Here is a 12,860-nt window from a genome sequence, read left to right on the forward strand (position 1 = left end):
ACGTGCCCGCTGTCGCCCGGCTCGCCGCCGGGGTCGAGGTTGTCGGTGTCGGCGCTGTTGGCCCAGTAGGCGTAGTTGTCGCGGGTGTTGAGTTCCTTGTCCCAGGCCACGAGCCGGTCGCCGTAGCGGTTCAGAAAGCCGCTGTCGTACGTGCCCGAGTGCATCAGGTTGCTCATCAGCTGGAAGCCGAAGGGGTGCGTCCTGCCGCCGCTGCTCTCCAGCCGCTTGTCGCCCAGCGCGATGATGTCCTGCTGCCACTGCCGCATCGCCGGTGAGTCGGAGTGCGAGGCGGTGGCCAGCGTGGTGCTCAAGGACTCCTGCAGCGTCCGGGCCGACTTCCACCACGCCTTCTCGTCGATCTTCGTGTCCGGGTGATCGGGATGGTGCGGGTGGGTGGCGTTGTACCAGAGCTGCAGCGTCCGCTCGGCGCCGAGTTCGGTGGCGAACCGCCCGGCGAACTGCGGGTCCCGGCCGTGCCGGGCGATCAGCGCGGTGAGCCGCTCCAACTGGTCGGAGGTCAGTTCGCCGTTCTTGGTCCGCGCCAGGTGCAGCGCTTCCCTGAGGTCCCGCGCGGAGTGCTCGCGGGCGGCCTTGAGGCTGTCGTACGCGTGGTCGTTGAAGCCGCGTGCGGTGCCGTTGACGTCGGTGGTCAGTGCCTGGGCGAGATCCCGGTCGGCCTGGTCGGCGAGGTCGACGGCGGCGCGGGTGCGGTCCCGGTACCCGGCGATGACCTCGCGGTAGGCCTTGGCGTAGGCGGTGCGGGCCTTCTCCTCCTCGTCCGTGAGCTTCAGCTCGACCGAGCCGTCGCTCTTGTCCAGTCGCAGATGCTCATGGCCTTCGAGCTCCTCCTCGATGGTCTTGAGCGCCTTCTGCGCGGTACGGAACTTCTCCAGGGCCTGGGAGAGCACTGTGTGCATCCGCCGGGACTCCTCCTGCGCGGCCAGCAACTGCGCCTTGACCGCCCGGAACTTCCGCCACGCCGCCTCGGCCGTCTCGCCCTCGAAGTCGGAGTTCGCCAGCCCTTTGACGACCTCGGTACCGAAGTTGGTGGCGACCTGCTGGAACGTGCCGGGGGCGTTCTTCCACTTGCCGACGGCCTCGTCCAGCGGGGTGAGGTCGGCGTGCCGTACGTCGGTGTAGGTGAGCGTGTCGCTCACGGACGGCCACCCGCGGGCGGAGTGTGGCCGGGCTTCCCGCCCGCCGCGTCGTCGATCTCCTTCTTCCGCCGGTGGTCCTCGGTGGTGAACGCCCCCGCCGCGATGCGCAGCGCGGACGCCGTGCCGGTGAACTGCTGCTTGACGTAGGACATCTGGTCGCGCCACCGCTCCTGGAAGGTGGCGAGGGCCGATTCGGTACGGAACCCCTTGAGGCCGCCGCCGATCTGCCCGGTCTCGCGCATGACCTCGTCGTCCGCCTTGAGGAACTGCCCCCGTACGGTCTCGGCGCGGCCCGCGCGCTCCCGCAGCACATGGTCGGTCACCTGGAGCCGCTTCTTCCCGGCCGGGCCGCGTCCGGTGCCGCCACCGCCGCCCCCGGGCACATCGGCCCCGGCGAGCCGCATATGCGCCGTCGACTCGGGCGCGTACGCGGCTTTGAGCCCGGCCCACTCCTGCTCGAACGACAAGCTGTCCTCCCCGTGCCCTGCGCCGTGCGACTGTCCCGCGTATGCCGGCGTGACGCACGCGGGGCGGCGAACCTAACCGGCGCAGGGAAACAACAGTCGATCACCGGGGGAGCGGCAACTGGACAGTCGGGGGCAGCCGGGAGCAGCCGCGGGCCGCGAGGGTGGAAGGCGGTCAGCGGGCCGGAGGCGCGTGGCCGGCGCGGGAGGAGCGGATCTTCGGGCTGTTACGCAGATAGAACGACGAGCCGTCGATGGTGGCCACCTTCTCGTAGTGGCGGGCCAGATGCCGACGCAGCGTGGGAATCTGCTGGACGCCGTACCGCTTGCCGCGCGAGTCGTCGACGATCAGCTCGGGCGGGCGCCGCCGCAGCTCGCGTTCGAAGTGCGGCCAGGCACCCTCCATCGCGTACCGCTCCCCCACCCGTGCCTCACCCCGGCCGCCGCTGAAGTTGGTGAGGAACCCGGCGGTCAGATAGCGGGAGGCGGGAGAGCGCTGGGACAGCCAGTACCCCTCGGGGTGCATGCCCCACAGCAGCACCCGGTCCTTGCGGTCGGTGTAGGAGCGCACGGTGTCGGCCAGCCGTCGCGCGTGGTCGACCTCGGCACGGCTGTCGGTGAAGCCCCAGCCGACGTACCCGCAGGCCACGAGCGCCGTGGCGGCGAGCGCCGCGGTGGCGGCCCTGGCGGTGAGCTCGTGCAGCGCCGCGGCGCCCAGCAGCGCGAGCGGCGGAACGAGCTGGAGGAAGTAGTGCCCGAAGAACTGGAAGCCGACGGTGGCGGCGCCGAGCGAGGCGGCGAACCACACCCACAGATCCGCGGTGCCGCTGAGCGGGGCGCGGGTGCCGGGTGGCCCGGCGGCGCGGGAGCGGACGACGCGGACGAGGGCGACGACGAGCGGGAGGGCGGCGAGCGTCAGCAGGCCGACACCGGCGAGCGCGCGCAGCAGCGGCTTGATCCCGGCGCCGTCGGCGGACAGATAGGAGCCGGAGCCGGTCGCTATCCAGTACAGGAACCGGCCGGGGTCGAAAGCGAAAGCGGCGCTCACCACGGGGAGCGCCGCCGCGGCGCTGACCCGGACGAAGGCCGCCCAACCCGCGCGGGACTGCCACAGCAGAACCAGGACCGGCAGCAGCACGGCACCACCGGTCTGCTTCGAGAGCACCGCTCCGGCCACCGCCAGACCAGCGCCCAGCCAGCGGGCCCGCTCGGCGTACCAGATGGCCGCCACGGTCCACGGGAGCATGAAGACCTCGAACGTCGCCGCCTGGGTGTCCTCCGGCTTGAGGCCGACCGTCAGGAAGACGTAGCAGACACCCGCCGTCCAGGCCGCTCGCTCACCCCAGCGGCGGGCCGCGATGGAGGCGGCCAGGACCGCGCCCACCAGCACGGCGACGATGGCCACCACCCGCAGCGGCCACAGCGAGTCGTCGCCGAAGACCGCGAACGCACCGCGGTAGAGCAGGGGCACGAAGGGCGGTTTGCGGTCGACGACGGTGTCGTAGAGCACCCCGCCGTCCGCCAGCTGGCGCGCCTGAGTGGCCAGATAGCCCTCGTCGGGGTTCCACGGCGTACGCGCGAAGGACGGCAGTCGGGTGAGGACCGTGAGGGCGGTGAGGACGACGACGAGCCGCGTCCAGTCGACTGCGGGCTCCTTGGCGCTCGCAGCGGTGGTGTGGCGTTCCGCGGTTGGGGACGACGGCATCCCCCCAATTTAGCGGCACCTGACACGGGGGGGCTGCGCTTGGCCACCCTGCTCCCCCAAGCGCCTCGGGGGACCGCGCGAGCGACCAGCAACTGCCCGCGGCCCGCCGGCCTCGGGCCGGGGCACCCCCTCCACGCACAGGGGCAGAGGAGGCACCCCGCAAAGCGGCTAGTCGCGGGCCACCTCGGCCCGCTCCGCGTCGAAGCGCCCGTCCAGTTTGGCGACGAGCCCCGTCACCTGACGGGCGATGTCCGGCGCGGTGAGCCCGATCTCCGCCATGATCTCCTTCCGGGACCCGTGGTCCAAGAAGCGCTCGGGGATGCCGAAGTCCCGCAGCGGCACATCGACGCCCGCGTCCCGCAGCGCCTGCGCCACGGCCGAGCCGACACCGCCCGCGCGGCTGTTGTCCTCGACGGTCACGACGACCCGGTGCTGCTCGGCCAGCGGCGACAGCGACTCGTCGACGGGCTTGACCCAGCGCGGATCCACCACGGTCGCGGTGATGCCCTGCTTGTCGAGCAGGTCGGCGACCTCCAGGCACATCGGGGCAAGCGCCCCGACCGACACCACCAGCACATCGGCAGCCGCCCCGGTGGCGGGCTCACGCAGTACGTCCATGCCGCCCACCCGGCGCACCGCGGGGACGGCCGGGCCGACGGCGCCCTTGGAGTACCGCACCACGGTCGGCGCGTCCTCCACCTCGACGGCCTCGCGCAGCTGGGCGCGCACCTGGTCGGCGTCGCGGGGCGCGGCCAGCCGCAGGCCGGGTACGCACTGGAGGACGGACATGTCCCACATGCCGTTGTGCGAGGCGCCGTCCGAGCCGGTGACCCCGGCCCGGTCGAGTACGAACGTCACCCCGCACCTGTGCAGCGCCACGTCCATCAGCAGCTGGTCGAAGGCGCGGTTGAGGAAGGTGGCGTAGACGGCGAAGACCGGGTGCAGCCCACCGGTGGCGAGTCCGGCGGCGGAGACCGCGCCGTGCTGCTCGGCGATGCCCACGTCGTAGACCCGGTCGGGGAACTCCTGTGCGAAGGCGTGGAGTCCGACGGGACGCATCATGGCCGCCGTGATGGCGACGATGTCCTCCCGCTCGCGGCCGAGCTTGACCATCTCGTCGCTGAAGACGGAAGTCCAATCGGCGCCGGAGGACTTGACGGGCAGTCCGGTGTCGGGGTGGATGACGCCGACGGCGTGGAACTGGTCGGCCTCGTCCTGCCGCGCGGGCTGGTAGCCACGGCCCTTCTCGGTCAGACAGTGCACCAGCACCGGACCGCCGAACCGCTTGGCGCGCTGCAGCGCCGACTCCACAGCCGCGATGTCGTGCCCGTCGATGGGACCCACGTACTTCAGGCCCAGGTCCTCGAACATGCCCTGCGGGGCGATGAAGTCCTTGAGCCCCTTCTTGGCGCCGTGCAGCGTCTCGTAGAGGGGCTTGCCGACGACGGGGGTGCGGTTGAGGACGTCCTTGCCCCGGGCCAGGAAGCGCTCGTAGCCGTCGGTGGTGCGCAGGGTGGCCAGGTGGTTGGCCAGGCCGCCGATGGTGGGCGAGTAGGAGCGTTCGTTGTCGTTGACGACGATCACCAGCGGACGGTCCTTGGCCGCGGCGATGTTGTTCAGCGCCTCCCAGGCCATTCCGCCGGTCAGCGCGCCGTCACCGATGACCGCCACCACATGGTCGTCCCGGCCCCGCACCTCGTTCGCCTTGGCCAGACCGTCCGCCCAGCCCAGCACCGTGGAAGCGTGCGAGTTCTCGATGACGTCGTGCTCCGACTCGTCCCGCGAGGGGTACCCCGACAAGCCGCCTTTGGCCCGCAGCTTGGAGAAATCCTGCCGCCCGGTCAGCAGCTTGTGCACATAGGACTGGTGCCCGGTGTCGAAGAGCACCTTGTCCGCGGGTGAGTCGAAGACCCGGTGCAGGGCGATGGTCAGCTCGACCACACCGAGGTTGGGGCCCAGATGGCCGCCGGTCTTGGAGACCGCTTCGACCAGGAAGGTGCGGATCTCCCCGGCCAGCTCGTCGAGCTGCTCCGGGGTGAGCCGGTCCAGATCGCGTGGTCCCCTGATGCGGGTCAGCAACGCCACCCGTACCTCCTTGCGTCAAGCGTGATCGAACGCTGTCGAGCCGTCGTTGTCGGACCGTGCCGCTTCCGATCCGTCGAGTCTAATGTTCCGCCCCCGTCCGGATTCACCGGACGGTGGCATCTCACTCACACGAATGCCGGTCCCTACCGGCGGTACCCGGCCGAATGCGAGGGGCACTCCGGGAGGATTTCCCGGAGTGCCCCTCGCATTTCGGCAGGCCTCCACCGAGCTAGTGCATACGTTCGACACAAGGGATTCCCTGGTCAGGGGCCTTTCGCCGATCGATGCCGGGCCAGGAAAAGTGGCCGGAAATCGGAAATGGTCAAGCCCGCCCGGCCGTCTTCTGTGTCCGGCGCGAGACCGAGTCGATCACGACCGCCGCCAGCAGCACCGCGCCGGTGATCATGTCGCGGAGCGCCGAACCGGTGCCCAGCAGGGCCATTCCGGAGTTGATGGACTGGATGACCAGCGCGCCCAGCAGCGCCGACCAGGTCTTGCCGCGACCGCCGAAGAGGCTGGTGCCGCCGATGACGGCTGCCGCGATGCAGTTCATCAGCAGGCTGCCGGCGCCGGACGACTGGTTGGCCGCGTTGATCTGTGACGCGAAGAACAGCCCGCCGACCGCCGCCATCGTTCCGGCGATGGCGTAGACGGTGATCCGCACCATCGGCACGTTGATCCCCGCCCGCCCGGCGGCCTCGCTGCTCCCGCCGACGGCGAAGACCTGGCGGCCGTAGCTCGTACGGCGCAGCACGAAGTCGCCGAGGACGACCACACCGAGGAAGATCACCACCGCCAGCGGCAGCCCCTTGTAGGAGTTGAAGACCGCGGCCGCGACATAGGCGGGTACCGCCAGTACCGCTGTACGCAGCAGGATCTCGCTGAGCGGACGGCTGGGGACGTCGGCGGCCTTGCGCCGGCGCTGGTCCAGCAGCGAGAAGCCGAGGAAGGCCAGCACACAGAAGGTGGCCAGGCCCATGGCCGCGGCCTTGTCGGAGAAGTAGTAGTTGGTGAGATGCGCCACCAGCCCGTCGTCGTCGAGGTTGATGGTGCCGCTGGGGCCGAGGATCTGGAGCATCAGACCGTTCCAGCCCAGCAGGCCCGCCAGGGTGACCACGAAGGCCGGGACGCCGATCCTGGCGAAGAAGAAGCCGTGGATCGCACCGGCCGCCATTCCGGTGAGGACGGCCAGCAGCACCGCCAGCGTCTCGTTCATGCCGTGGTTGATGTTGAGGACGGCCAGCACGGCGGCCGACATACCGCTGACCGAGCCGACCGACAGGTCGATCTCGCCGAGGATCAGCACGAAGACGATGCCGACCGCGATCAGCCCGGTGCCCGCGCTCTGCACGAACAGGTTGCTGAGGTTGTTGGCGCTCAGGAACGCGGAGTCCTGCAGCTGGAAGACCGCGCCGATGACCAGCAGACCGACGATGACCGGAATGGAGCCCAGCTCACCGGTGCGCAGCCGGCGCAGCAGGTCCTCCAGATAGCCGGCGAAGCCGCGCCGGCGGACCAGCAGCCGGGGGTCGAGGGTGGCGACGGACGCGCCCGGGGCCGCCGACTGGTTCTCCGCCGCGCCCGGGGCCTGCGCGGCGTCCGCCTCACCGGTGTCCGCCTTGGTGACGTCCACGGGGGTGCCGTCGGCCGGTGTGCCGTCGGTGGGGGTGCCGGTGGTCACTTGTGCACCTCCGTCGTGGGCGCGTTGTCTGCGGTACGGGCGTTGTCCGCGGTACGGGCGTTACGGCGGGTGACGACGTTGTCGGTCGCCCCGGTGATCGCGGAGACGATCTCCTCCTGGGTGGTCTCGCTCACCGTGTAGGTCCCGTTGTTGCGACCGAGGCGCAGCACCGCGACCCGGTCGCTGACGGCTCGTACGTCCGCCATGTTGTGGCTGATCAGCAGCACTCCCAGCTCCCGCTCCCGGAGCCGCTCGACCAGGTCGAGCACCTGCGCGGTCTGCTCGACGCCGAGCGCCGCCGTGGGCTCGTCGAGGATGACGACACGGGGGTCGCCCAGCAGCGAGCGGGCGATGGCGACGGTCTGCCGCTGCCCGCCGGAGAGCGAGGCGACCGGGACGCGGACGCTGGGGATCCGGATGGAGAGGGTGGACAGCAGCTCCCGGGCGCGGCGCTCCATCTCCACCTCGTTCAGCACGGCGCGGGTCTTGATCTCGTTACCGAGGAAGAGGTTGCCGACGACATCGAGGTTGTCGCACAGCGCGAGGTCCTGGTAGACGGTCGCGATGCCCAGTTCCTGGGCGTCGTGCGGCCGCTCGATACGGACGGGTCTGCCGTCCCACTCCACGGTGCCCTCGTCGGCCGGGGCGACGCCCGCGATGGCCTTGACCAGGGTGGACTTCCCCGCACCGTTGTCGCCGACGAGCGCGACGACCTCACCGGGGTGGATCTCCAGCTCGACGTCCGTGAGCGCTTGGACGGCGCCGAACCGCTTGGAGATTCCGCGCAACGCCAGCACGGGCGAAGCGGACACGTGAATCACTCCTTATACCCCTGGGCCGTCACCCCCCGACCGCCGAAGCGGTGGGGGTGCCGACCGGCTGCCGGGGTCTACTTGATGCCCGCCTCGGCGCATGCCTTCTTGAAGTCGGCGGTGCAGATCTCCTTGGCCGTGAAGAAGCCGGACTTGCCGACGTACTTCTTGATGTCGTCCTTGACCAGCGGCAGCGGCGTGACGATCTTCGTCGGGATGTCCTTGGTGGACTCGCTGTCCGTCTTGGAGGTGGCGATCTTGTCCAGCGACTCGCCCCGGGCCAGCGCGACGGCGAACTCGGCGGCGGCGGAGGTCTCGGGGACGTACGGCTTGTAGACGCTCATGAACTGCTCGCCCGCCAGAATCCGCTGGACCGCGTTGAGCTCGGCGTCCTGGCCGGTGACCGGGGGCAGCTCGTCCTTGTCGAAGCCGGCCCGCTTCAGCGCGGTGATGATGCCGCCCGCCATCCCGTCGTTGGCGGAGTAGACGCCCACGATGTTCTTCTTGCCGAGGGAGGAGATGGCGCCCTTCATGTTCTCGTTGGCGTTCTCCGGCTTCCACTCCTTGGTGTCGTACTCCTTGCCGATCTTCACCTTGCCGTCGAGGACGGAGTGGGCGCCCTCCTTGTACATCTTGGCGTTGGGATCGGTGACGGAGCCGTTCATCATGACGATCTTGCCCTTGTCGGCCTTGTCGCCGAGCTCGTCGAGGAGGGACTTGGCCTGGATCCGGCCGACCCGCGGGTTGTCGACGGAGGTGTAGGCCTTGATGGGGCCCTCGGCGAGGCGGTCGTAGGCGACCACGGGGATGTCGCTGTCGTCGGCCTTCTTGACCGAGCTGGAGATCGACTTGGCGTCCACCGCGTCGACGATCAGCGCGTCGACCTTCTTGGCGATCATCGTGTCGACCTGCTGCTGCTGAAGGTTGGCGTCCTGCTTGGCGTTGGCGTAGAGGACCTTGGTGTCCTTGCCCGCCAGCTGTTTGATCTTCTTGACCATCAGCGGCTTGTCGAAGCGCTCGTAGCGCGCCGTCTGGTTCTCGGGCAGCAGCAGCCCGATGGTCAGCGGCCCTTTCTTGGACTTGTCGCTGTCCTTGCCGTCCGCCTGGTCGGCACTGCCACAGGCGGCCGTGGTGAGGGCGAGTGAGAGTGTGACGGTGCCGAGGACGATGCCGCGCAGCGCTGCGTGCATTGAGAGACCTCCCTGACGGGGCCGCGGCGTTGCGGCCGAGGTAGCCGGAAGTCAACTCGCCGGTGACTCAGCGGTCAATAAGCAAATACTTAACGAGATGACAACGATGCCATCCGTTGAAGACAGAAACCCATGACACCCCGAAGGGGCGCGGGGAACTGCTCCCCCGAGCTCTTCGAGCAGGGGGTGCCTCCACAAGCCACGACGGCGCCGTACCCGGCAAACGGCTGCCGACCCCGCAACGGCGGGCTGCCGCCGGCGGGGCTACGCGACGCTCGACGCGGCGGCGTCCACCAAGGTGGTGTCGCCCATCTCGTTGAGGACCAGCGCCAGGGCGCCCAACACCTCGGCCCGGCTGTCGAGTTCGCCGGGCAGGACCTTCAACTGGCGGGCCGCGCTCGGAATGGCGTAGCGCGCCACCGAGTCCCGTACCGGACCCAGCACCAGGTCCCCGGCCTCGGCGAGGTCGCCGCCGAGGACGACCCGCGAGGGGTTGAGGAGGTTGCAGAGGCTGGCGACACCGCTGCCGATGTGCCGGCCGATGTCGGCGACGACCCGCCGGCAGCCCGGATCGCCCTCGGCCGCCAGCCGCACCACCCGGGCCATGGTCAGATCCGTTCCATGGCTGGAGTGCAGCAGGGGCAGCACATAGCGGGCCGCGGTGAACGTCTCCAGGCAGCCGCGGTTGCCGCAGCGGCAGACCGGGCCCGACTCGTCCAGCGTGATGTGGCCGATCTCCCCGGCGGTGCCGCCCGGGCCGCGGTAGATCCGGCCGTTGATCACCAGTCCGGCGCCGACGCCGCTGGCGACCTTGATGTACGCCAGGTCATGGGCGCCGTGGCCGGCCCCCCAAACCTGCTCGCCGAGGGCGCCGAGGTTGGCGTCGTTGTCGACGTAGACCGGCACGCCCATCCTGGCGGCGAGCTCGTCGCGCGGATTGGTGCCCACCCAGCCCGGCAGGATGGCGGTGGAGCCGAGCACACCGGTCTCCATGTCGATGGGGCCCGGCACCCCGAGGCCGATGCCGATGACCTTCGCCGGGCTGACGCCGCTCTCCCCCACCAGCCGCCGCACCAGCTGCTCGGCGCGGTCGAAGCCCTGGTCGGCCGAGGCGTCCACATCGATGGGCTCGGCCTCCTCGGCCAGCACCGTGTGCGCCAGGTTGCCCACGGCGACGCGCAGATGGGAGTGGCCGAAGTCGACACCGACGACGATCCCGGCGTCCGCGCTCAACGAGACGGCGCGGGCCCGGCGCCCGCCGGAGGAGGTGGGGGTGACCTCCACGGTCCCGGCGTCCTTGAGTTCACGGACGATGTTGGAGACAGTCGCGGCCGACAGCCCGGTGGTGCGGGCGATCTCGGCCTGGGTCAGCGAGCCCGCCATCCGGACGGCCCGCACGACGCGCTCGAGGTTCGCCCGGTGCAGCGAGGACTGCGACCCCGGAGTCTCCACCACTGTTCACTCCCCGTTTGTCTCCAACAACTGAACCCTAAGAAGAGCCCCAGCGGTTCTTCCCGTCAAGCCCTTGAGCTCGGCTGGGAGCGGCTGGTGCTCATTTGCGGCTCATCATACGGAGCTGAGCGGGGGAAAACGCCGGGTCCCCGGCCGCGGCCGGGGACCCGGGAGCAGCGGCGGGTGCGCTCGGGTGCGTACCCGCTTCCCGCCGCCGCGGATCACTTCACGGAGCCTGCCGTCAGGCCGGAGACCACGTGCCGTTCGATGAAGGCGAACAGGATGATCACCGGCACGATCGCGACGACCGACGCGGCGAACAGGTAGTTCCACTGCACCGTGTAGGCACCGATGAAGTTGTTGATCCCGACCGTCAGCGGCTGTTTGTCCGGCTCGGTGGAGAGCGTCAGCCCCATCACGAACTCGTTCCAGGACGTGATGAAGGTGAAGATCACCGCGGTGACGACACCGGGCAGCGCCAGTGGCAGCGTCACCTTGATCATCGCCCCGAAGCGGCTGGTGCCGTCCACCATCGCCGCCTCCTCCAGCTCCGGCGGGATCGAACCGATGTAGGCGGTCAGGATCCAGACGGCGAAGGCGAGGTTGAACGCGGCGTTGGTGAGGATCAGGGTCCAGACCGAGTTGAGCATGTCCAGCTGATGGAACTCCCGGTAGAGACCCACCAGCAGTGCCGTCGGCTGGAACATCTGGGTGACCAGCACCAGCAGCAGGAACCACTTGCGTCCCTTGAACCGCATCCGGGCCGTGTAGTAGGCCGCCGGGAGCGAGACCAGCAGCACCAGCAGCGTGGCACCGCCCGAGATCAGCAGCGTCACCTGGAGGTTGTCCCCGAGCGAGGACTCCTTCCACACGTCGATGAAGTTGGACCAGTGCAGCTTGTCCGGCAGATAGGTGCGGTCCCGCAGCTCTTCCGCCGGCCGCAGCGCGGTGACGATCATCTCCAGGTACGGCGCGAGGAAGAGCGCCGCGAGCAGCCAGGCGACCGCGGTGATCACCAGGGTGCGCGGCCGGAAGGTGCGCTTGGGCCGCGCCGGGCGCGGGGCGCGCCGGGCGGTCCCCTCCTCGACCGGTTCGGGTCCGGCGGTCTGTGTTGCGGTCGCCATCAGTCCTCCTCGTTCCACCGGCTGACCTTCAGGAAGATCAGCACGAGCACGACGACCATCAGGAAGTTGACCACCGACATGGCCGCGGACTCGCCGATGTCGGTCTCCTTGAGCTTGTACATGAACACCGTGGTCGTCGCGGTGTCGCTGCCCGGGCCGCCCTGTGTCATCGCCCAGATGATCGGGAACGAGTTGAAGACGTTGATCAGGTTGATGACCACACCCACCAGGAAGGCCGGCCGCAGCAGCGGCAGCGTGATCCCCCGATAGGTCTGCCAGGCCCCCGCACCATCGATCCGGGCGGCCTCGTAGACGTCCGCCGGGATCGTCTGGAGCCCGGCCAGCAGGGTGTAGGTGGTGAAAGGCAGCGAGACGAAGACCGCCACGAACATCATCCAGGGCCAGGCGGTGCCCGCAGAGCCCAGCCAGTCCTTGGAGTCGTCGATGAGGCCCAGGTCGATCATCACGGTGTTGAGGACGCCGGCCGTGCGGTCGAGCATCCACTTGAAGCCGATGGCCGTCATCAGCACCGAGGCGGCCCAGGGCGCGATCAGGGCCCAGCGCGTGACGCGGCGGCCCGGAAAGCGCTGGTTGAACAGCTGGGCCAGGCCCAGCGAGACGATCATCGTCACGCCGACGACCACGACCGTCCACAGCACGGTCCAGAGGATGACGTGCCCGAAGTCGGTCTCGTCGAGGAGTTTCTTGTACTTGTCGGTGCCGGCCGAGCCCCGCACGATCCCCGCGATGCTGATGTTCAGGAACGAGGTCCTGACCAGCTCGATGACGGGCCAGACGACGACAGCGAGAATGAGCAGGACCACCGGGGCGATCCAGGGAAGCGGGCCGAGCCGGGCCAGTCCGCCTCGTGTGCGGCGGACCGGCCGGACGGGTTGCCCGCCACGTCCCCGGCTCCTGCTGGCCGGGGACGGCGGGGCCTTCAATGACACGGGGTCTCCTTGCGGTGCGGAGGTTGTGCTGTCGGGGGCCGGTCAGGGGTGCCCCTTGCTGCGCATCGCGGACTGCGAGTGTGTTGTGCCGCGCCCCTGCCGGGGCGCGGATGAGCGAGCGCAGCCGGGGGTCCGGGGGCGGAGCCCCCGGACCCCTTTCCGCCCCGATGGCGGCGCGCCACGACGGCGAGGGGCCGGCGGAATCAATGGCGGCCCCCGCCAGTACGTTCGGGGCCAACT

The 12,860-nt window shown here is 69.9% G+C and carries 9 protein-coding genes and 1 pseudogene; all 10 read right to left on the reverse strand.

The window, feature by feature from the left end; translation table 11 throughout:
• Positions 1-1,157: pseudogene (locus tag KBY19_RS33830) on the reverse strand (hypothetical protein); the annotation flags it as partial.
• Positions 1,154-1,624 (reverse strand): hypothetical protein, encoded by a 471-nt coding sequence (locus KBY19_RS33835; RefSeq protein WP_210955761.1) that lies wholly within the window; start codon positions 1,622-1,624, stop codon positions 1,154-1,156. The gene KBY19_RS33835 and the pseudogene KBY19_RS33830, both read right to left, overlap by 4 nt.
• Positions 1,625-1,796: 172 nt before the next feature.
• Positions 1,797-3,326 (reverse strand): glycosyltransferase family 39 protein, encoded by a 1,530-nt coding sequence (locus KBY19_RS33840; protein ID WP_210967369.1) that lies wholly within the window; start codon positions 3,324-3,326, stop codon positions 1,797-1,799.
• Positions 3,327-3,494: 168 nt separating this feature from the next.
• Positions 3,495-5,411, reverse strand: coding sequence for a 1-deoxy-D-xylulose-5-phosphate synthase (dxs, locus tag KBY19_RS33845; protein ID WP_210967370.1), 1,917 nt, complete (start codon positions 5,409-5,411; stop codon positions 3,495-3,497).
• Between the two features lie 322 nt (positions 5,412-5,733).
• A complete protein-coding gene (locus KBY19_RS33850) occupies positions 5,734-7,092 on the reverse strand; it encodes a sugar ABC transporter permease (protein WP_307842403.1) in 1,359 nt (452 codons plus the stop codon).
• Entirely contained in the window at positions 7,089-7,913 is an 825-nt protein-coding gene (locus tag KBY19_RS33855) for an ATP-binding cassette domain-containing protein (RefSeq protein WP_180289784.1), read from the reverse strand. Before KBY19_RS33855 ends, KBY19_RS33850 begins: the two co-directional genes overlap by 4 nt.
• Before the next feature lie 68 nt (positions 7,914-7,981).
• Positions 7,982-9,094: a substrate-binding domain-containing protein gene (locus KBY19_RS33860; protein ID WP_099884909.1), complete on the reverse strand. Its 1,113-nt coding sequence runs from the start codon at positions 9,092-9,094 to the stop codon at positions 7,982-7,984.
• Between the two features lie 264 nt (positions 9,095-9,358).
• A complete protein-coding gene (locus KBY19_RS33865; protein WP_099884908.1) occupies positions 9,359-10,546 on the reverse strand; it encodes an ROK family transcriptional regulator in 1,188 nt (395 codons plus the stop codon).
• 221 nt (positions 10,547-10,767) lie between these two features.
• Positions 10,768-11,670, reverse strand: a complete 903-nt coding sequence (locus KBY19_RS33870) for a carbohydrate ABC transporter permease (RefSeq protein WP_185018345.1) — start codon at positions 11,668-11,670, stop codon at positions 10,768-10,770.
• Positions 11,670-12,620 (reverse strand): carbohydrate ABC transporter permease, encoded by a 951-nt coding sequence (locus KBY19_RS33875; protein ID WP_180289783.1) that lies wholly within the window; start codon positions 12,618-12,620, stop codon positions 11,670-11,672. The genes KBY19_RS33870 and KBY19_RS33875 overlap by 1 nt, the downstream gene beginning before the upstream one ends.
• Between the last annotated feature and the right edge of the window lie 240 nt (positions 12,621-12,860).

The organism is Streptomyces sp. B15 (genome assembly GCF_018070605.1).
Lineage (GTDB): Bacteria > Actinomycetota > Actinomycetes > Streptomycetales > Streptomycetaceae > Streptomyces > Streptomyces smyrnaeus.